18 protein-coding genes are annotated in these 21,149 nt (G+C 63.8%); 12 read left to right on the top strand and 6 right to left on the bottom strand.

Annotated features, from left to right (window positions below):
* Positions 1-3 precede the first annotated feature (3 nt).
* Together ASD99_RS02640 and ASD99_RS02635 are read right to left on the bottom strand one after the other, a co-directional pair.
* Positions 4-846: an ABC transporter permease gene (locus tag ASD99_RS02640; RefSeq protein WP_082583122.1), complete on the bottom strand. Its 843-nt coding sequence runs from the start codon at positions 844-846 to the stop codon at positions 4-6.
* Positions 846-1,859 (bottom strand): ABC transporter permease, encoded by a 1,014-nt coding sequence (locus ASD99_RS02635; protein WP_057142605.1) that lies wholly within the window; start codon positions 1,857-1,859, stop codon positions 846-848. Before ASD99_RS02635 ends, ASD99_RS02640 begins: the two co-directional genes overlap by 1 nt.
* Positions 1,860-2,055: 196 nt before the next feature.
* Between ASD99_RS02635 and ASD99_RS02630 the strand changes: the two genes are divergently transcribed.
* From ASD99_RS02630 to ASD99_RS02600, 7 genes are all read left to right on the top strand, one after another.
* Positions 2,056-2,865 (top strand): IclR family transcriptional regulator, encoded by an 810-nt coding sequence (locus ASD99_RS02630; RefSeq protein ID WP_056589837.1) that lies wholly within the window; start codon positions 2,056-2,058, stop codon positions 2,863-2,865.
* A gap of 139 nt (positions 2,866-3,004) precedes the next feature.
* The gene (locus tag ASD99_RS02625; RefSeq protein WP_056590162.1) at positions 3,005-3,757 is read left to right on the top strand and encodes an SDR family NAD(P)-dependent oxidoreductase; all 753 of its coding nucleotides are present in this window, start codon (positions 3,005-3,007) and stop codon (positions 3,755-3,757) included.
* A 146-nt stretch (positions 3,758-3,903) separates the two neighbouring features.
* Positions 3,904-5,253, top strand: coding sequence for a glucoamylase family protein (locus ASD99_RS02620; RefSeq protein ID WP_082583138.1), 1,350 nt, complete (start codon positions 3,904-3,906; stop codon positions 5,251-5,253).
* Positions 5,243-6,772, top strand: a complete 1,530-nt coding sequence (locus ASD99_RS02615) for a mercuric reductase (protein WP_056589831.1) — start codon at positions 5,243-5,245, stop codon at positions 6,770-6,772. The genes ASD99_RS02620 and ASD99_RS02615 overlap by 11 nt, the downstream gene beginning before the upstream one ends.
* A 158-nt stretch (positions 6,773-6,930) precedes the next feature.
* Entirely contained in the window at positions 6,931-7,542 is a 612-nt protein-coding gene (locus tag ASD99_RS02610) for a bifunctional DNA primase/polymerase (RefSeq protein WP_244482905.1), read from the top strand.
* Positions 7,543-7,544: 2 nt separating this feature from the next.
* Positions 7,545-9,671, top strand: a complete 2,127-nt coding sequence (locus ASD99_RS02605; protein ID WP_056589825.1) for a glycosyltransferase — start codon at positions 7,545-7,547, stop codon at positions 9,669-9,671.
* Positions 9,668-11,233 (top strand): glycosyltransferase, encoded by a 1,566-nt coding sequence (locus ASD99_RS02600; RefSeq protein WP_057142602.1) that lies wholly within the window; start codon positions 9,668-9,670, stop codon positions 11,231-11,233. Before ASD99_RS02605 ends, ASD99_RS02600 begins: the two co-directional genes overlap by 4 nt.
* A gap of 44 nt (positions 11,234-11,277) precedes the next feature.
* Here the strand turns inward: ASD99_RS02600 and ASD99_RS02595 are convergent, their stop codons facing one another.
* The 4 genes from ASD99_RS02595 to ASD99_RS02580 all read right to left on the bottom strand — a co-directional run bounded on the left by ASD99_RS02595 (position 11,278) and on the right by ASD99_RS02580 (position 15,172).
* A complete protein-coding gene (locus ASD99_RS02595; protein ID WP_056589819.1) occupies positions 11,278-11,961 on the bottom strand; it encodes a GntR family transcriptional regulator in 684 nt (227 codons plus the stop codon).
* 13 nt (positions 11,962-11,974) lie between these two features.
* On the bottom strand, positions 11,975-12,871 hold the full coding sequence (locus ASD99_RS02590; protein ID WP_056589816.1) for a dihydrodipicolinate synthase family protein: 897 nt from the start codon (positions 12,869-12,871) through the stop codon (positions 11,975-11,977).
* A 195-nt stretch (positions 12,872-13,066) separates the two neighbouring features.
* Complete coding sequence (locus ASD99_RS02585) at positions 13,067-13,642, bottom strand: DUF1349 domain-containing protein (protein WP_057142601.1); 576 nt, start codon at positions 13,640-13,642, stop codon at positions 13,067-13,069.
* 90 nt (positions 13,643-13,732) lie between these two features.
* Positions 13,733-15,172: an aldehyde dehydrogenase family protein gene (locus tag ASD99_RS02580; protein WP_056589810.1), complete on the bottom strand. Its 1,440-nt coding sequence runs from the start codon at positions 15,170-15,172 to the stop codon at positions 13,733-13,735.
* 271 nt (positions 15,173-15,443) lie between these two features.
* Between ASD99_RS02580 and ASD99_RS02575 the strand changes: the two genes are divergently transcribed.
* The 5 genes from ASD99_RS02575 to ASD99_RS02555 all read left to right on the top strand — a co-directional run bounded on the left by ASD99_RS02575 (position 15,444) and on the right by ASD99_RS02555 (position 21,142).
* The gene (locus ASD99_RS02575; protein ID WP_057142600.1) at positions 15,444-16,103 is read left to right on the top strand and encodes a TetR/AcrR family transcriptional regulator; all 660 of its coding nucleotides are present in this window, start codon (positions 15,444-15,446) and stop codon (positions 16,101-16,103) included.
* Positions 16,104-16,199: 96 nt separating this feature from the next.
* Positions 16,200-17,453, top strand: coding sequence for a sarcosine oxidase subunit beta (locus tag ASD99_RS02570; RefSeq protein WP_057142599.1), 1,254 nt, complete (start codon positions 16,200-16,202; stop codon positions 17,451-17,453).
* 8 nt (positions 17,454-17,461) lie between these two features.
* Entirely contained in the window at positions 17,462-17,728 is a 267-nt protein-coding gene (locus ASD99_RS02565; protein ID WP_057142598.1) for a sarcosine oxidase subunit delta, read from the top strand.
* Positions 17,725-20,610 (top strand): sarcosine oxidase subunit alpha family protein, encoded by a 2,886-nt coding sequence (locus tag ASD99_RS02560; protein ID WP_057142597.1) that lies wholly within the window; start codon positions 17,725-17,727, stop codon positions 20,608-20,610. Before ASD99_RS02565 ends, ASD99_RS02560 begins: the two co-directional genes overlap by 4 nt.
* On the top strand, positions 20,603-21,142 hold the full coding sequence (locus ASD99_RS02555) for a hypothetical protein (RefSeq protein ID WP_057142596.1): 540 nt from the start codon (positions 20,603-20,605) through the stop codon (positions 21,140-21,142). The genes ASD99_RS02560 and ASD99_RS02555 overlap by 8 nt, the downstream gene beginning before the upstream one ends.
* The last annotated feature ends 7 nt before the right edge of the window (positions 21,143-21,149 follow it).

The raw sequence follows: 21,149 nt of genomic DNA, 5'->3' as shown, positions 1-21,149 counted from the left end.
CGCCTAGTCCGACCTTGGATCGAGAATGTCGCGCAAGCCGTCGCCGATGAAGTTGAAGCCGAGCACGATGGTGAGGATGGCGACGCCGGGACCGAAGGCGATCCACCACTGATAGAAATGGACGGCGCCATCGGAGATCATCGAGCCCCATTCGGGCGTCGGCGGCGTGGCGCCGAGACCGATGAAGCTGAGCGATGCGGCAAGCAGCACGACCTGGCCGAGATCCATGGTCGCGCTGATCAGCACGGGGGTCCAGCAAAGCGGCAATATGTGCGTGAACAGCACGCGGCGCGGCCTGGCGCCGGCGGCGATGGCCGCCTCGACATGCTCGCGCTCCTTCACCTCCAGCACCTGCGCCCGCATCAGGCGGGCATAGACCGGCCACCAGACCAGCACCATGGCGACGGCCGCGTTGCCGAGGCCCGGCCCGAGCGAGGCCGCGACGGCCATGGCCAGCAGCATCGGCGGGAACGACAGGGTCACGTCGACAAGCCGCATGATCGCTGCACCGGTCAGGCCGCCGACGAAGCCGGAGATCGCACCGAGCAGCGAGCCTATAACGACGGCCGAGACGACGACCAGAACCGCGATCGGCAGCGAATGCGCCGCCCCGTGCAAGGTGCGGGCCAGCACATCGCGGCCGAGCGCATCGGTGCCCAGCCAGTGCGCCCAGCTCGGCGGCTGCAGCCGGCGCGTCACCATTTCGAGCGGATCGAACTGCACGACCAGATTGGCGAACACGGTCATGAACAGCCAGAACAGGATGACGACCGTGCCGATGACCAAAGGCGCGGTCAGCCATTCGGGAACAGCGTCGGAACGGGATTTGGTTGCGACCGCCGACATCAGCTCAATCTCACGCGCGGATTGGCCACGACATAGAGTATGTCGGTGATGAGGTTGGTGACCAGGAAGGCCAGACCGCCGACGATGGTGACGCCGATGATTGCCGGGAAGTCGAGCGCGCGGGCCGCCTCGACGGCATAGGAGCCCATGCCGGGCCAGGAAAAGATGGTTTCGGTCAGCACCGCGCCGGTGATCAGATAGGCGAAGGAATAGCCGATGACGGTCAGGGTCGGCACCATCGTGTTGCGCAACGCGTGGACAATGACGACGCGAAATTCGCTCGCCCCCTTGGCGCGCGCGGTGAGCACGAACTCGCGGCTCATGACGTCCAGCATGTTGGCGCGCACCAGCCGCGATATGGTGCCCGAAACCGTCCAGCCGAGGACGAAAGCCGGCAGCAGCAGGTGCCAGAGTGCGTCCTTAAAGACGGTCCAGTCGCCAGCCAGCAGCGAATCGATGGTCAGGAAGCCGGTGATGCCGGGCGGCAATGCCAGCCGGGCATCAACCCTGCCCGGCCCCGGCAGCCAGTTCAGCATGACCGAGAAAATGAACAACAGGCTGAGCCCCGACCAGAACACCGGCAGCGACGAGCCGAACAGGGCGAACAGCCGCGCGCCGTGGTCGATCAGGCTGTTGCGGAAATAGGCGGCCAACACGCCAAGCACGATGCCAAGCGTGGTGCCGAAGATCATCGCGGCGAAAACCAGTTCGAGCGTTGCCGGCAAGCGGTAGAGAATGTCGGTGCCGACATTGCGCTTGGTGATGAAGGAGGTGCCGAGATCGCCGCTGAGCAGATTACTGAGATATATCATATAGCGTTCCGGCAAAGGGCGATCGAGACCCCAACGCGCCTTGGCCGCGGCGACCACCTCCGGGTTGCTCATCTGCTGTTCGGCGACAATGGCGGTCAACGGATCGCCCTTGGTCACCGTGGTGATCAGGAAGGCGATCGTGACGATGCCGAGCACCAGAAACGGCATTGCGATAAGCCGGCGCAAAATATAGCGAGACACGTGGCTACCTTCACAAGGAGGGGCTTCGTAAGATGGCACAAGGCGCTGGGACATGCCATCTATGCAAGCATATTGACAGTCCGCGAAAGCCGCTGTCAATATTAATGGAATTTAATTTCATTTTTCGACCAGACACGACAGACCGTGCCGGCGGCACCGGCCCGACAGGCGGACGACGACGCCAGAAAGACCCAGCGTGCGCAAGCGAGCGACCAGGGACGAGACGGAACTTGGAGGCGAAGGCGCGCAGCTTTCGTCGTCGCTGGTGCGCGGGCTCGACATCCTGCGCGCCTTCCGGCCGGGCGACGCCTCGCTCGGCAACCAGGACATCATTGCCCGCACCGGCCTGCCCAAAGCCACGGTTTCGCGCATCACCTATACTCTGAGCGCGCTCGGCTATCTCCTCTACGACAAGGATCTCGGCCGCTACAGCCTGGGGCCGGCCACCGTGGCGCTCGGCTATTCAGCGCTCAGCTCCAGCGCCGTCGTTCACGTCGCCAGGCCGCTGATGCAGCCGCTGGCCGACCTGACCGGTGCGGCGGTGGCGCTCGGCACGCGCGACAGCCTCAACATGGTCTATCTGGCCAATTGCCGGTCGGAGAGCCTTGTTACGCTGCGGCTCAATCCCGGCTCCTATCTGCCGATCTGGAAGACATCGATGGGGCTGGCCTATGCGGCGGCCCTTTCACCCCAGGAGCGCGCCGGCCTTGTGCGGGCTTTGCAGGAGGCGGAGCCGGACAAGGCAGCGATGATCCATGCTGCGATCGACGATGCGATCGCCCAATATGCGCGCCAGGGCTACGTGACGTCGTTCGGCGCCTGGCACAGCTACATCCATGCGGTCGGCGTGCCGTTTCGCCCGCGTGACGGCTCGCCGCTTGTTGCCGTCACCTGCGGCGGCATCGGCGAGATCATCACCGAGGACCGCGCGCATGCCGAAATCGGACCGGCGCTGGTGGCGATGGTGAAAGCGCTGGGCAGTGTGCTCGAGGGAAATCCCGTGTGATCCCGGCACGGGATTGGCCCAGACGATCGGCCTGCATGCCGGCTTGAACTTGCCTGGCGGTGACCGCACAGTCGCCGCCGATGGTATGGTGGCCGTGCGTCGCCATCGTCCATCGGGTTCAGGTGACGGGGGAAATCAGATGCCGATGAATTTTGCAGGACGATTCAGCGATCGGGCGGCGGTCATCACCGGCGGCGCATCGGGCATCGGTTTGGCGGTGGCTCAGAGGATTGTCGAAGAGGGCGGACGGGTTTCGGTCTGGGATCGCGATCCTGCCCAGATCGAACAGGCCAAGGCCGTCATTCCGGGACTGCACGGCGTGGCGGTGGACGTTGCCGATGCGGCGGGGGTTGAAAATGCCGCCGCACGGACGATCGAAGCGCTTGGCGGTGTCGATATCCTGGTCACCAGTGCGGCGATCACCGGCCCCAACATGACGACCTGGAACTATTCGAGCGAGGATTGGCAGAAGGTCATCGACATCAACATCAACGGCGTCTTCTACTGCAACAAGGCGCTCGTGCCGCACATGCTCGAGCGCAACTATGGCCGCATCGTCAACATCGCCTCGATTGCCGGCAAGGAAGGCAATCCCAACGCCTCCGCCTACAGCACGTCCAAGGCCGCGGTGATCGGCCTGACCAAGTCGCTCGGCAAGGAACTGGCCAAGACCAAGGTGACGGTCAATTGCGTCACACCTGCGGCGGTGCGCACCGCGATCTTCAAGCAGATGAGCCAGGAGCACATCGACTTCATGCTGTCCAAGATACCGATGGCGCGCTTTGGCGAGGTCGACGAGGTGGCGGCGCTGATCTGCTGGATCGCCTCGGAGGAGTGTTCGTTCACGACGGCCGCCGTGTTCGACGTTTCCGGCGGCCGCGCCACCTACTGACGCAGAGCGAATCTCAATTCCGCGTGACGATGCAACGGACCGGAGCGGGCGGGCGTATAGTCCCAGACGTCGAATCGATGATGACGCAACAAGGTAGCGGGAAACCATGACACGGGATGCAGCCATCCGGCGGGAGCTTGCTTCTTTTGCTTAGAGCCGAGCCTGCCGCACTGTCCGACGACGAGCTTCTGGAGCGCTATCAGCGCGCCGCGTTCGATTATTTCCTCGAGAATGTGAATCCGGAAAACGGACTGGTCGCCGATACGTCGCGGCCGAATTGGCCGGCCAGCATCGCCGTTGTCGGTTTCGCCCTGTCCTGCTATCCGATCGGCGTCGAGCGTGGGTGGATGGCCCGCGAAGCGGCGGTGAAGCTGACGCTTGCCGCGCTGCGCTTCTTCTCGACCAGCCGGCAGGGCAATGGCGACGACGTCACCGGCCACAAGGGTTTCTACTACCATTTCCTCGACATGCGGACCGGCCTGCGCGTCTGGCGCTGCGAACTGTCGATGGTGGATACTGCGTTGCTGATCGCCGGTGTGCTGGTGGCGGCATCCTATTTCTCCGGCGAGGATGAGGAGGAAGCCGAGATCCGGGAACGAGCCGAGGCGCTGTACCGGCGCGTCGACTGGCGGTGGGCGCAAGGCTCAGGCCCGACGCTCCGGCAGGGCTGGAAGCCGAAGAGCGGCTTTCTCCACTATGGCTGGGAAGGCTACAACGAAGCGACGATCCTCTACGTCCTGTCGATGGCCTCGCCCGACAGCCCGACCTCGGACGACAGCTACGAGGGCTGGACGGCGACCTACCAGTGGGAAAACATCTACGGCTACGACGTGCTCTATGGCGGTCCGCTGTTCATGCACCAGTTCTCGCATGCCTGGATCGACTTCGCCGGCATCCGCGACGCTTTCATGCGCGAGAAGAACTCGGATTATTTCGAAAACAGCCGCCGCTCGACCTACCTGCACCGCGACTATGCGCGCCACAATCCTTACGGCTATGGCGGCTACGACGAGAATTTGTGGGGACTTTCGGCGGGCGACGGCCCAGGCGGCTTTCGCACCAGCGTGGAGCGACACCGCCGCCGGTTTTCCGGCTATGCGGCGCGCGGCGCGCCGTTCGGGCCGGATGACGGGACGATCGCCCCATGGTCCTATCCGGCGTCGCTGCCTTTCGCGCCGGACATTTGCCTGGCGGCCTTGCGCCATCTTGGAGATCGCTATCCCGAGGTGATCGATAATTTCCGGCTGCCGAGCGGCTTCAATCCGACATTGGCGAACCGGCGGACATTCGGCCGGCACGGCTGGGTGTCGGAAGGCCACTACGGGCTGGACCAGGGCATCGTGGTGATGATGATCGAGAACCATCGGTCAGGGCTGATCTGGAAGCTGATGCGGTCCAATCAGCATATCCGCAACGGCCTGCGCAAGGCCGGATTCAGCGGCGGCTGGCTGTCTCAGCCGGTAAGCCCGGCGTCAGGTGGCGGCGATGGCGCGTGACCGAACCAGGGCTCGCGCCTTCCCCGTCGACAGCAACGACCTCGAACTGATCAAGAGCGCCCATCCGCCGCACTGGCAGAACCCAGAGCCGGACGGTCCCTACAACCTCGTCGTCATCGGTGCCGGGCCGGCCGGGCTGACCGCCGCCCACGAAGCGGCCGGCCTCGGTGCAAAGGTTGCGCTCATCGAGCGCAACCTGATCGGCGGGACCTGTATCAATGTCGGCTGCATCCCGTCGAAATCGATCATCCGCACGGCCAGGCTCTATGCAGATATGCGCGATGCCGAGAATCTCGGCGGTGACACGCCGGACCGTCTTCACGTCGACTTTCAGCGGGCAATGACACGTATGCGGCAAATCCGGCAGCGGATCAGCCGTGCCGATGCCGCCGCAACCATCGCGGCGAAAGGCATCGATGTCTTTTTCGGCGAAGCACAGTTTTCCAGATCGGACGCGGTCACGGTGGCGGGCAAGACGCTGCGTTTCAGGAAGGCGCTGATCGCGACAGGCGCGCGCCCGAGGCTGCCGACGATCCCGGGGCTCGCCGAAGCCGGCTATCTCAGCAACGAAACCATGTTCGATCTCACAGAGTGCCCGAAGCGGCTTCTGGTCATCGGCGGCGGACCGCTCGGTTGCGAGGCGGCGCAGGCCTTCCGTTTGCTGGGTGCGAAAGTCATCCTGGCGCAGCGGGAGCCGATGTTCCTGCCCGGCGAGGAACGCGACGCCGCCCAGATCCTTTCCGACGCGCTGGCGCGCGAGGGGATCGAGGTTTGCCTCAACACCGAGATGGTGGCGGTGCGGACAGCAGGCGGAAAGAAGCTCGCCGACCTGGTACACGACGAGATCACGACGACGATTTCCGTCGACGAGATAATCACCGGCATCGGCCGCTCGCCCAATGTCGACGGTCTCGACCTGGAGAACGCCGGGGTGGCATACGATGCCGACGGCATCAAAGTGGACGATTATCTCCGGACCACCAATCCGCGCATCTATGCGGCGGGCGACGTCTGCCTCGCCTACAAATTTACCCACACCGCCGAGGCGACGGCCCGCATGGTCGTGCACAACGCCTTGTTTCTTGGACGCAGTAAACTGAGCGAACTGGTCATTCCGTGGTGCACCTACACCGATCCGGAGATCGCCCATGTCGGGCTCTATCCGGCGGAGGCGCGCCAGAACGGCATTCCGGTCAAGACCTATACGGTGCTGATGCACGATGTCGCCCGTGCGGTGATGGACGGCGAAGAAGAGGGTTTTGTCAAAATCCACGTCCGGGAGGGGTCCGACCGCATCCTGGGTGCCACGGTCGTCGCCAGCCATGCCGGCGAGATGATCAATGCAGTGTCGCTGGCGATCAAGTCGGGCATGGGCCTGCTCGCGCTGGCCGACGTCATCCATCCCTTCCCGACGCAGGCACAAGGCATAAAGATGGCCGCCGACGCATACAGGCGAACGCGGTTCACATCATTCTGGAGACATGTCACGACGCGTTGGCTGGAGCGGTCCAGAAGATGACGTGTTTGAGACGGAGGCGCATCGCTTGAGCACGACCAAAGTGTTGCACTCGGCACTTGACGAGGACCCTGTTCGGCTAAAGAAGATTGGAATGACATTTTTCGGCCGCGGAACAGTCGATGCAGCCTGTAATATGGACCGAATATGCAATCGAGCTCTTGGCCAAGGGTTACATTTGCTTGCCGCTCCGGGCCGGCGGCAAACACCTTGATCTCCAGGCGATGGAATACGATCCGCTGCATTTGCAGACCCGGCGAAAAGATTTGAAGGAACTGGCATTCAGATCGATTGCCTTTCAGCTTTCACAAAAGCCGCCGACCTGCGATGACATTGAGCGCTGGTTTCAAAAATTCGTGGGGAATATCGGGATATTGGGCGGATTTTCCAATCTCCTCATCCTCGATTTCGATGACGTTGTCGGCTATCGAAGTTGGACGAGCATGCACATGGAACTCGCCGGCCGCACACCGGTTGCAAAGTCGCCGAACGGATTTCACGTCTATCTGAGGACGCGAGAGCCGATCGTTTCATCCAGTCTGCATTTTGGTCTGCGCCGGATCGGTCACGCCAAGGGGCTCGGTGGCTATGTGGTTGGCAGTCCTTCCGTTCTCAAGGACGGCTCATGCTACAGCTGGTTGAAGAACCAGTCGCCATTCGACATCGAACCCAAGCTGATCGATAGCCTCGCCAGTCTTTCACTCCGACCTGTATCGCCGTTAAAGGATTTCTATAACCGCATGCTGAACCGCGGTTCCTTCGAGCAGAAGTGATCATGGTCGTGCGGGACGTCACTGTCATCATTCCGGCACGGAACGCCGCCGCCACCATTGACGCCACCTTGCGAAGTCTGGTGCCCGACCGTTATCTGATCGGCGAAATTCTTGTCATCGATGACGGCTCCGACGATCAGACCGCGGCCATTGCACTCGACAGCGCCCGAAAATACGGGCTGCCGCTGGAGGTCGTGGTCGTCCGGCTCGGCAGCGCCGGCGCTGCACGCAACGCCGGCATCGCCCGCGCCAGCGGGAAATCCATATTCTTCCTTGATGCCGACGACGAGGTGATGGCTGGAGGGCTGACGCTGTTGCAGGATGCGCTCAAGCGCAATCCCGACGCCGGGCTGTCGATAGGAGCTTGTATTCGCCGGACCAGAGGGCGGCCGGACAAACTCAAGGTGCCGCATGGATACACCGATGACCGGGCCCTGAACGCGCGGCGATACCTTCTCAACGATGTATGGCCTATCGCCATGGGCAGCGCATTGGTCGCAACCTCGGCAACGGCCACCGTCCGCTTTCCGCAGACGACCGGTCTCGACGAGGACACATGCTATTGGGCGGCCCTGCTTGCGCGCTCGAATGTGGCAACCGTCTCCACCCCGGTTCTGCTCTACCATCACGACGAGGCAAGGATGGCCAAGCGTTTCGTCCAGGCGCCGCGCCGCACATTTCTGGCTATAGCGCTCGAACTGGACACGCTTGCCGCTTGCGGGGTGGCGAGGGACGTTCTCCAATGGAGAAAATCCTGGATAGCGCAACGGATTTCAAGGCAACTGATCAAACATAGGATGTTCATGGATGCGGCTGGCATGATGCGTGCCGTTCGTGCACACAACACGATCGGTCGAAGCTGGAAGGCACTGCAATATGACGCCCGGATTCGTGTCGGAACCATGATTGAGAGACCCGCCAGAGTCCCCGTCCCGATCCTTGGGGTAGGGCGCACGCTGGTGTTGTGCCACGATCCAGCCTTCCCCGCTGTCTCGGGCGCTGATCTCAGAAACTTACGCAACGCTGAGGCGGCAGCGGAATTCGGCCCGGTCTGCCTGGTGTCGGTGCGGCCGCAGGCTGCGAAAGCAGCAGATCCGTCGATCCGTATTGAAGCCTTGTCGATCGAGGGGGAGGCCCGATCCGGCTCGATCGGCTGGTGGCGCATAAGGGCGGAGCATCGCATTTCGCGCTCTGCGTTGACGCGGCTGGAGACACTGGTTCGAGACTTCCGCCCGGACACCGTGCTGGTCGAGGGCATCGGCCTGTTCAAGCTGCTGCGGCCTTTGCGGGCGCTTACGGAACAGCTGATCCTCGACATGCACAATGTCGAGTCCGACCTGGCGGAACAGTTGCGGCGCGTCGATGCGAAGCGACCTGCCGTGGCGACGATCACCGCGGGCCTTGGCATCAGGCGCCTGGAGCGAAAGGCGCTTGCCCTTGTCGACAGGGTCTGGGTCTGCTCGGACCAGGATCGCGAAAGGCTGATGGCGCTTTCCCGGCACACCGTGCCGATCGATGTCGTTCCGAACGGAATTCCCCACGCCGGGTACAGTCCCGAAACGCCGCCTGCCGAGCCGGGGACCGGCAACGGCTTTCCGGTGATCCTGTTTATCGGCCATCTCGGCTATCCGCCAAACGTCGATGCCGTCGGGCGGTTGGCCGGCTCCATATTGCCGCGCATCCGACGGGCCTTGCCGGCCGCGACACTGGTTCTCGCCGGACGCAACCCGAAGCCCGCCGTGCGGGCGCTGGCTGGATTGCCTGGCGTGGAGCTCGTCGAAGACCCCGAAAGCGTGGCGCCGCTCCTGTCCAGGGCGCATCTCAGCATCGTGCCGCTTGCGGCAGGCGGCGGCACGCGCATCAAGATCCTAGAGGCGATGGCCTGGGGCGTGCCGGTGATCGCGACGCCGCTGGCGGCCGAGGGTCTGGACCTGATCGACAAGGAGGAGCTGCTGCTGTCGGATACCGATGAGGGGCTTGCCGACCTGGCTGTCGGACTATGCCTGGACACCGACCGCAGGGCACGCCAGCGCATCCGCGCGCATCAAGCGGTATGGGCAAGGTTCGGCGCGCGCGCCATCCGCAATGCCGTCCGCGACGGGTTGGGACTGGACGAGGCTGGCGCATGATCCCACCGATCCTTCACCAGACGTGGAAGAACGACGTCGTTCCGGCCCGTTTCCAAGCCTATGTCGAGAGCTGGAAGCGGCACAACCCGGACTGGACATTCCTATTCTGGAACGATCGGAAGCTGCTGGAATTCATCGCCGAGCACTATCCGGATTTCCTGCCGACCTTCTGCGGCTACCCGAGCGGCGTGCTGCGCGCCGACGCGGCGCGCTACCTGCTTCTCTATCATTTCGGTGGGGTCTATGCCGACATCGACTGTGAATGCGTCGCCCCTTTCGATCCGATTATGGGCGAGGACCGCATCGTGCTGTGCAAGGAACCCGCTTCGCACACAAGCGTCCAGGCGGAATTCCGCGGCCTGCCTTATCTGCTCTTCAACGGAACGATTGCGAGCCCGCCCAGGCATCCCTTCTGGCTGCATGTACTGTCGCTGTTGCCCGGACTGGCTCAGGCCAAGGACGTGCTCGACGCGACCGGCCCTTGCCTGCTGACATCGGCCCAGCGCGGCTATGGCGACCAGAAGGCCTTCGTCATACATCCCCCGACGCTGTTCTCCCCGGTGGATTCGGCCGGATCGAGAGAGCCAGACAGGGGAACAACGCTGTCCATTCATCATTGGGCGGGCACTTGGTGGACACCGGAACCAGCGCCGGGGTGGGGCACCAGGCTGCGCAATCATCTCTACCGTGGCTGGTATCATGTGACGCGAGGCGCCCATCTGGATGAGGCCACGGCAAGGGCAAGTGTCAGCCAGTCGGCGCTTCTGGCATCGTCGCCATCTGGCCAGAACATTGCCGTCCTGGTGCCGCTTCGCGACGCGGCCGAGCATATCCAGCCGTTCCTCGACCTCCTGCAGACGCTGGACTATCCCAAGGACCGGATCAAGCTGGTGTTCTGCGAAGGCGACAGCGTCGACGGAAGCTGGGATAGGCTGCAGGAGGCAACGGCTCGATTGTCCGGCCAATATCGGAGCATTGTCCTGCTGCAGAAACATGTCGGCACCAGCCTCGACAGGACAAAGCGGGCAAAGCCGCGCATGCAGCGCGTCAGGCGCGGCACCATTGCCAAGGTGCGCAACCACCTGATCGATCATGGGCTGGACGCCGACGACGACTGGGCGCTGTGGATTGATGCCGATGTCTGGCGTTTTCCCGGCGATGCCTTGAACCGCCTGATCGCCACCGGACATCGCATCGCGGTCCCCAACTGCGTGAAGATCGCCGGCGGCGCCAGCTTCGATCACAACAGTTTCATCACGACGCGGTCGACAAGGGACTACCGGTACTATCGCCATATGCGCGGCGGGCTTTACCAGCCACCCCTGCAATCGCAGGGCCGCCTCCATCTCAGCGATGTCAGGCATCTCGACATCATCGGTCTCGATGCGGTCGGCGGAACCATGCTTCTCGTCGATGCCGCTTTGCATCGTGGCGGCCTTCGTTTCCCCGAACTTCCCTACCGCGATCTTATCGAGACCGAAGGCTTCGGCGCCCTTGCCAACGACCTCGGCATCAGGCCGGTCGGCCTGCCCAAGCTGGAAATACTGCATGTCCCCTGGTGAGCTTTGGCCTGCCGACCGTTCGCTCCCGGCCGGCAAGGACGCAGTCAGCCGGCGCTCTCGCTGCGCCGCAACTGGCTGACGATCTCGCCGGCCGCGTCGGCGATGTGTTTTCTCAACAAGCGCGCGGTCTCGGCGATGTCCCTCCCGCGATAGGCTTCGAAGAGCTGGCGATGCTCCTGCAGGGCTTTGGCCTGTGCCTTGGCGGGCTCGATCTGCAGACGCAAATAGCGGTCGGCGGAGTTGTAGAGCGTCTGGACGACCGCCATCGACCGCGGCCGCATCGACGGTTCGAGCAATGCGGTGTGGAACGCCCAGTTGAGACGGCTGAGATCCTTGGGATCATCGCCTCGGGCGATGGCAGCCTCATAGGCGCGCATCGATTTTTCGATGGCGGCAATGTCCTGGTCCGAGGCGTGCGCGATCGCCTTTTCGACCAGGAAAGGCTCAAGCAACAGGCGCGCATCGAAAAGGTCGATCGCATCGTCGGCGGACAACTCCGACACGACCGCACCGCGATGCGTCCTGATGACGACCAGGCCGTCCGCCTCCAGTTGCAGAAGCGCCTCGCGCACCGGGATCCGGCTCACGCCAAGCTCGGCGGCGATGGCTTCCTGGCGGATCTGATGTCCGCCCGGGTAATCGCCGCCGATGATCCTGGCGGCGATGTACTGGGCGACCATTGCCGTCACGGTCTGGCGTTGCAGCAGCGGCTTGTCGGTGGTGGCCATGGGCGTCCCGTGTTCAGTCCTGCTGCCTGAGCTTTTCGATCGCCGCCTCGATGACGGCGGTGACGCGCGCGCGCTCTTCGCCAACCAGAGGCAAGCGTGGCGCGCGGGTCCACTCCGGCGCGCCATAGACGAGATGCTCGGCCATCTTGATGTACTGGACCAGCTTGACATGCGTGTCGAGATGAAAGGACGGCGTCATGATGCGGTAGAGATCGCGCGCGGCGGCGAAATCGCCGGCCGCGCACAAATTGAAAATGCGGACGCATTGCTCCGGCCACGCATTGGTCATGCCGGACACCCAGCCGGTGGCGCCGAGCGCCATGCTCTCGACGATCTGGTCGTCGACGCCGCAGAAGATATCGAAGCGATCGTCGAGTTCGATGATCATGTCGGTGACCCGGCGCACATCGCCGGTCTCTTCCTTCACGGCAACAATCGTCGGGCAGTCCGCCAGCACCTTCAGGATGGCGGGGGTGACGTCGACGCCATAGGCGATCGGGTTGTTGTAGATCATTATCGGCAGGTCGCTGGCATTGGCGATCGCCTTGTACCACTCAGCGGTCTCGCGCGGGTCGGTCTTGTAGCCAAGGCTGGGGAACACCATCAGGCCTTCGGCGCCGAAATCCTGGTACTTGCGCGCGGCTGCGGTTGCGTTTGCCGTCGAAATCTCGGCAAGGCCGGACAGAAGCGGGACACGTCCGGCCACCACGTCTTTCGCGGCCCGGATGACCGCTTCCCGCTCCTGCGGCTGCAGTGACGCATTCTCGCCAAGCATCGGCAGGACGATGACGCCCGACACGCCATTGGCGATCAGGCGATCGATGCTTGCCTGCGTCGCCTCGATGTCGATCGAACCATCCTGGTTCAGCTTGGTCGTGACCGCCGGGAACACCCCTTGCCAACGCGTCATCGTTCGGTCTCCTCTTTGAATCCATATTGTATGATTGGATCCAATCCAACAATATGTGAACGAGCAAGGTCCAGGGCAATTGCCGCGCCCCATTCACGGCGCGGTCGGATAACCCGACGGCGCGCGTGGCAAGTCTTCAAACAGCGACTGTCGTAAAGGTCGAAGTGCTCGCGGTTCAGCGCAAGACCGCACGCCTCAATCGTGCAATTCCCGCGATATTGGCGGCTCCACCGAAAAGCCGGAGAATGTAACCTCGAACCCCTCGCGCTGCGGGGAACAGCACATCATGCCGACATCGACTGCTTTCGAGATCGGGAAATAGGCAAGCCGCACCGGCTTCCAGTGGCCTTCGGAAGCATCGAGATACTGGACCCGGATCGCCTCGGCGTGACGGGTCAGACGGATGCTGATGCCGTTCGGGTCGGCAGGGATGGCGACCAGCGACCAGTCGGACGTGTCGTTGGTGACGACGACGGAGAAATAGGAAAGGCCGTCGGTGTATTCGATACCGGCCTTGATCCAGTGCGTTTCGCTGAGCCGAACCATCAGCCCGGCTTGATCGTAAAGCACCTTGTAGTCGCCTTTGACCGTGACTTCGGCGGTGAAATCGCCCTCGACCGGCCGGTAAAGGAAGTGACCGTTGTCACGCCAGAAACCGTAGAAGGTCTCGCGCCAGAAATCGGTCTCCTTGCCGGTGCGCACACGAACGCTATCGCCGTCGATGGCGTGGTGCGCCGGCGGGTTAAGCCAGGTCAGATTCTGCACTGTCATCCCTTCGCGCCGCTCCAATCCAGATGTGTGACGGGTTGCCAGCCAATCAGCCGGCGCCCGATCAGCCCGGCATGATCGGCCGACGGCCGATCAGCCAGCGAATGTATAGGCGGTCTTTACCGTGGTGTAGAATTCCGCCGCGTAGCGGCCCTGTTCGCGCGGGCCGTAGCTCGAGCCCTTGCGGCCGCCGAAGGGAACGTGGAAGTCGACACCCGCCGTCGGCAGGTTGACCATTACCATGCCGGCTTCCGAATTGCGCTTGAAGTGGGTGGCGTGCTTTAGGCTCGAGGTGCAGATGCCCGAGGTCAAGCCGAAGGGCGTGTCGTTGGCGACGGAAAGCGCTTCGTCATAGTCCTTGACGCGTATGACGCTGGCGACAGGTCCGAAAATCTCCTCGCGCGAACTGCGCATGGCGTTGGTGGCCTCAGTCAGCAATGCCGGCTGCAAGTAGAAGCCCGGCGTCTTGCGATCGAGCCGCTCGCCACCGAAGGCGAGCGTGGCGCCCTCCCTGACGCCGATGGCGATGTAATCCTCGTCCTGCTTCAGCTGCGTCGCATCGACGACCGGGCCGATCTGAGTCTGCGCGTCGAGCGCATCGCCGATGACCAGCTTGCTCATGCGATCCTTGAGGGCATCGACGAAACGATCGTGGATGCCGTCGGTCACGATCAGCCTGGACGAGGCGGTGCAGCGCTGGCCGGTCGAGAAGAAGGCGCCATTGAGCGCGCAATCGACGGCGACCGCGAGATCGGCGTCGTCGAGCACGACCAGCGGGTTCTTGCCGCCCATTTCAAGCTGGAACTTGCGCATGTGCTCGATGCTTGCCGCGGCGACGCGCTTGCCTGTGCCGACCGAGCCGGTGAAGCTGATGGCGTTGACATCGGGGCTGTCGAGCATCGCCTGACCGACGACCGAGCCCTTGCCCATGACGAGATTGAGCACGCCCTTGGGCAGGCCGGCGCGATGCAGGATGTCGATGATGGTCCAGGCGCTCTCGGGAACCAGTTCAGCCGGCTTGAAGACGACGGTGTTGCCGTGGGCCAGTGCCGGGGCGATCTTCCAGGCCGGGATGGCGATCGGAAAATTCCACGGCGTGATGATGCCGACCACGCCGACCGCCTCGCGCGTGATCTCGACGCCGACGCCCGGCCGCACGCTCGGCACGACATCTCCGGTCAAACGCAACGTTTCGCCGGCAAAGAAATCGAATATCTGGGCGGCGCGAATGGTCTCGCCGATGCCCTCGGCCAGCGTCTTGCCTTCCTCACGGGCCAAATTGCGGCCGATCTCGTCCTTGCGCGCCAGGATCTCATCGGAGGCTTTTTTCAGGACCGCGTGGCGCGCCAACGGACCGGAGCGAGACCATGCCGGAAACGCCGCCTTGGCTGCGGCGATCGCCTGCCCCGCCTGCTCGGCTCCCGCCGAGGCATAGTCGCCGACGATATCGCCGGTATCCGAGGGGTTGATGTTGCGCGAACCGGCCTCGCCGACCCATTCGCCATCGATAAGATTCTGTCGAAACAGCGTCATGTCGTTTGTTCCTGCTGGTTGGCCGCGCGGGCATCTGTCTGAACTTGTATTTGCCAGACAATTGCCTTGCGGGAAAGCAAACACTGAACCAGCAGCCGCGACAAAAATCCCCTCGCTTGCGACCGCGCTGATGGCGTGGCGGCGACAGCGCCCGATCGAGCCTCAATCCGGCTAACATCCGAGATGCATCATTCGGTCAGGGTTGAATTGCCCTGTACAGTCATGTCCATAGCCTTGATTTGCCTGAGGCAGCATGTCATGCGTCGTGTTGATGGCAGCTCTCGAAACGACGATTCAGCGCGCCGGCGCCACCGGCAACATCAAGGCCACGCGCGAAGATTGGCTGAAGCTAGCGCTTGAAACGTTGATCTCGGACGGTGTCGAACGCGTCCGCGTGCTGACGCTGGGCCAGAAGCTCGATGTGTCGCGTTCCAGCTTCTACTGGTATTTCAAGAGCCGGCAGGATCTGCTCGACCAGTTGCTGGATTATTGGCGGCAGACCAACACCAGGTTCATCGTCGAACGCGCCAGGCGGCCTTCCGCGACCGTCATCCGCGGGGTGATGAGCATTTTCGAATGCTGGGTGGACGAAAGGCTATTCGATCCCCAGCTGGATTTCGCGATCAGGGCCTGGGCCCGTCGTTCGCCTACCATCCGGCGCGCGCTCGACGAGGCTGACGAGGAGCGCGTCAACGCCATTCGCGACATGTTCATGCGTCATGGCTATGATGAGGTGGATGCGTTCGTACGGGCCCGCGTGCTCTATTTCATGCAGATCGGCTATTACTCGCTCGAACTCAACGAGCCGATGAGCAGCCGCCTGGCTCAAGTTGCCTCGTATCTGCGCAGTTTTACCGGCCAGGAGCCGTCGCCCCAGGACGTCGAGGATTTCTCGCGCTACGTCGAGGAGACGATTTCGCGAAAGCACTGACGCCATCAACCGTACGCAAGACTGCATCCATTACTAGACATACGTGTACAACAGGAATACGCTTTGCCTCGAAAAATCAGGCCTGTCCGGCACGCCATGACCACACGCTATTCCGCTTTATCGCTGTTTAGAGAAGGCCTGGCCGGCCAGACCGGCTGGCAGCCGGCATGGCGCTCGCCCGAGCCGAAGCCGTCCTATGACGCGATCGTCATTGGCGGCGGCGGCCATGGGCTGGCGACAGCTTACTACCTTGCCAAGAACCACAACATCGCCCGAGTTGCTGTGCTGGAAAAAGGCTGGATCGGGGGCGGCAACACAGGCCGCAACACGACCGTGGTGCGCTCCAACTATTATTATCCGGAAAGCGTCGAGCTCTACGGGTTGGCACACCGGCTCTATGAGGGGCTGTCCAAGGATTTGAACTACAATGTGATGCTGTCGCAGCGTGGCATGGTCAATCTGTGCCACTCGACCGCCGAGATGGAGATCGGCGCGCGCACCGTCAACGCCATGCAGATCAACGGCATTGATGCCGAGCTGTTTTCACCTGAAGATGTGCGCCGGGTGGCGCCGATCTACAATTTTTCGCCGGATGCGCGCTTCCCGGTGTTTGGCGGCATCTGGCAAGGCAGGGCCGGAACGGCGCGCCATGACGCGGTCGCCTGGGGCTATGCGCGCGCGGCAAGCCGGCTCGGCGTCGACATCATCCAGAACTGCGAGATCACCGATTTCATCATCGAGGGCGGCCGCTGCCGTGGCGTCCAGACTTCGCGGGGCGCGATCCGGGCCGAGCGCATCGGCATGGCGGTGGCCGGGCACTCCTCGGTGCTGGCGGCCAAGGCCGGCTTCCGGCTGCCGATCAATTCCTATGCGCTGCAGGCCTGCGTTTCCGAGCCGGTCAAGCCGATCCTCGATACGGTGGTGCTGTCGCCGGGCTGCGGCGTCTATGTCAGCCAGTCGGACAAGGGCGAGATCGTCATCGGCGGCGGGCTCGACCGCATCCCCTCCTATGCGCAGCGCGGCAATCTGCCGACGCTGGAGATGGTGATTGCCGGGGTGCTGGAGATGTTCCCGATCTTCGGCCAGCTCAAGCTGATGCGGCAATGGGCGGGTATTGTCGATGTCGTGCCGGACTCCTCGCCGATCATCGGCGAATCGCCCCTACCGGGACTGTTCCTCAATTGCGGCTGGGGCACGGGCGGCTTCAAGGCCATTCCCGCCGGCGGCACGCTGCTGGCAAACTTGCTGGCGACCGGCAAGCACAACGACATCAGCCGCCCCTTCGACCTCGATCGCTTCGCCACCGGGCGGCTGATCGACGAAGCGGCCGGCTCCGGCATCGCGCACTAGAGGCAATCATGCAGTTGTTCCCTTGCCCATTCTGCGGCTCGCGCGGCGAGACCGAATTCCACTATGGCGGCGATGCCGGCAACATCAGGCCTGATGGCGCCGAGGTGCCGATCGATCGCTGGGCTGATTACCTCTATTTGCGCACCAACCCGAAAGGCACGGCGCGCGAAATCTGGGTTCACATGAACTGCGGCGAGTTCTTCGTCATGGAACGTGACACGGTCACGCACAAGGTGCTGTCCTCGGCTGCTCTCGGCGGGGAGCACGCGGCGTGACCGCCTCGCGTCTTGCCACCGGCGGCAGCGCCATCGACCGCTCCCGCCCGATCCGCTTCAGCTTCGACGGCGCTACGGTGCACGGCTATGCCGGCGACACCATCGCCTCGGCGCTGCTGGCAGGCGATGTCGCGGTCGTCGGCCGCAGCTTCAAATATCATCGGCCTCGCGGCATCTGGAGCGCCGGCGTCGAGGAACCGAACGCGCTGGTCGATGTCGGCGGTAGTGTGCCGGCGACGCCGAATACGCGGGCCACGACCGAGCCGGCGCGCGACGGGCTGGTGGCGAGAAGCGTCAACGCCGCGCCCAGTGCACTGGCCGACCGCAACGCCTTCCTCGACCGTTTTGCGCGCTTCATTCCGGCGGCGTTCTACTACAAGACCTTCATGTGGCCGGACTGGCACAGGTTCGAGCCACGCATCCGCGCCATGGCGGGGCTGGGCAAGGTCGATGCGGGCTGGACCTCGGCGGGCACAGCCGACCAGATCAACCATCATTGCGACGTGCTGGTGGTGGGCGCGGGACCGGCAGGACTGGCGGCGGCACGGCTGGCGTCTGGTGCTGGTCTTTCTGTCATGCTGGTCGACGACCAGCCTAAGCCAGGCGCATCGCTGGGCCATCGCGCCGGTGAGATCGACGGCAAGCCGGCGGCCGCCTGGATCGCGGAGACGGTTGCAGAGCTTGCCGCTGCCGGTCAGCTGATCCTGCCTTCGACCACCGCCTTCGGTATCTACGACCACAATCTGGTCGGGCTGAACCAGCGCCATTGCGACGGCCGGCCGGATACGCTGTGGCGGGTCAGGCCGCGCCAGATCGTGCTGGCGACCGGCGCCATTGAGCGGCCGCTGCCCTTTGCCAACAACGACCTGCCGGGCATCATGTCGGCGGATGCAGCGCTCGCCTATCTCAGGCGCCACGCGGTCCTGGTCGGCCGCCGCATCGTCCTCGCCACCAACAATGACAGTGCCTACGAAGTTGCCACGGCGCTGGCCGAGGTGGGGGCCGATGTTACCCTTGTGGACATTCGCCGTGATGGCACGCCCCCCACGCCGGCCAATGTGGGGCTGGTCAAAGGCCGAGCCCTCACCTCCGCCACCGGCAAGCTGCGCGTCGACGGCGTGACGCTCGACGACGGCACGAGGTTGGGTACCGATTGCGTGCTGATCTCCGGCGGCTGGACGCCGACCATTCATCTCTTCGGCCAGGCCAAGGGCAAGCTCGCCTGGAGCGAGGCGCGCGCCGCCTTTCTGCCCGGCGACCCGGTTGATGGCATCGCTGTTGCCGGTGCGGCTGCTGGCGCGGTTTCCTTGTCGGAGGTGTTCGCAGGTGCCGGCAACGCCGTTACATCTTCTGGTCAAAAGAAAGCGGCGATACCGCACAGCACCGGACCGGAAGCGACAGGAGGCATAACGGCCGCTTGGCCGGTGCCGGGCTCGAAGGGGCGAATCTGGATCGACTATCAAAACGACGTGACGGTGAAGGATGTCGAACTGGCGGCGCGCGAAAACTTCGTCTCGGTCGAACATCTGAAGCGCTACACCACGCTCGGCATGGCGACCGATCAGGGCAAGACCTCCAACCTGCCCGGCCTGGCGCTGATGGCCGGCATCACCGGCCGCACGGTGCCGGAGGTCGGCACCACCACCTACCGCCCGCCGTTCACGCCGGTGCCGTTGGCAAGCTTTGCCGGCGCGCGCGTCGGCGAATTGATGGCGCCGGTGCGGCGGCTGCCGCTGGAGACTATCCATCGCGCCAATGGCGCGGTCTTCCAGGAATATGGCGGCTGGCTGCGCCCGGCCCACTATGGCGGCAACGCGGACGCGGAGCGTTCGATCGCGGACGAGGCGCGGCGCGCCCGTCAATCTGTGGCGCTGTTCGATGGTTCGACGCTCGGCAAGATCGAGGTGATCGGACCGCAGGCGGCCGCATTTGTCGATTTCCTCTATTACAACACTATGTCGACGCTGAAACCGGGCCGCTGCCGCTACGGCTTCATGCTGTCGGAGAATGGCGTGGTCTTCGACGACGGCGTTCTGGTGCGGCTCGACGAGCAGCGCTTCGTCGTGTCGTGCTCCTCCTCGCACGTCGCTGCCGTGCACGCCCGGCTGGAGGAATGGCGCCAGGACCGCTTCGGACGCGGTGCGGTCTACATCCACAACGCCACATCAGACATGGCGACACTGACCGTGTCCGGACCGAACGCCCGAAAACTGCTCGAAACTCTGGATCTCGGCCTCTCGCTCGACGATTCCGACCTGCCGCATATGGCGGTTGGTCATGGCACCTATGCCGGCGACGAGGTCCGCGTCGCCCGCGTCAGCTTCACCGGCGACAGGAGCTATGAAATCTCGATCCGGGCCGATCGCGCCGAGCCGCTATGGGCGCAACTGCGCCGGGCCGGCCAGGCGTTCGATGTCGTCGTCATCGGCTTGGAAGCGCTGATGATCCTGCGCGCCGAGAAAGGCTTTATCGTCATCGGCAAGGACACTGACGGCACCACGCTGCCGCACGATCTCGGCGTCGACGGCCCGCGCGCCAAGCGCCAGAGCGAGTTCGTCGGCCGCCGCTCGCTGTTTACCGAAGAGGCCGCGCGTGACAACCGCATGCAGCTTGTCGGATTGGCGGTGCCACAAGGCGAAGCGCCGCTGGCCACCGGTGCGCATGGCATCAAACGGATTGACGGCGGATTGCGCAGCCAGGGCTTTGTCACATCGAGCTACCAGAGCCCGACGCTCGGCCGCCCGGTTGCGCTTGGCCTGATCGAGCGCGGCGCGGCCCGCCACGGCGAGACGATCGAAATCCAGCATCTCGGCAAGATCCGGACGGCGACAATCGCCCCACCTTGCGCCTTCGACCCAGCAGGAGACCGGCTGCATGCGTGATCTCGCGGAGAAATGGTCCGTTGCGCCGGACTGGCAAAGTGCGGTTATCACCGCGCCCGGCCTTGCGGTGCGCGCGATCTCGGGTCTTACCCAGTTGATGGTCAGCGGCGATCTCGACGCGTGGGCGCGAGTATCTGGCGTGGACCGCACTGGTGTTGGAGCCTTTGGTACCGCGCAGGGCGACCGCTATGCGGCGCGGCTGGCGCGCGACCGGCTGCTTGTCGTTTCGAACAGCCCGCTTGCCATCGCCATGGGCTGGCATGCAGACGGGTTCGCGGTGACGGCGATCAGCGCCGGGCTGCAGGTGTTCGAGGCCGAGGGCACGGCGCTCGACGCTTTCATCGCGCGCGGGACAGCGCTCGATCCCAGCCAAGCGAGTGCCAGCGCAGCGCTTTCCTTCGCCAGCATCAGCGCCATCGTCTATCGCCATGACGGCAAGCTGCGCGTCCATGTCGATCGCGGTCTTGCGGCCTATCTCTGGACATGGATGGAAACAGCCGCCTGCAACATCGCCGCCGAATCAGCCGATTAGCCGGCGA

The sequence above is a fragment of the Mesorhizobium sp. Root695 genome (assembly GCF_001428185.1).
GTDB lineage: Bacteria > Pseudomonadota > Alphaproteobacteria > Rhizobiales > Rhizobiaceae > Mesorhizobium.
This window is presented reverse-complemented; position numbering and strand designations above follow the sequence as displayed.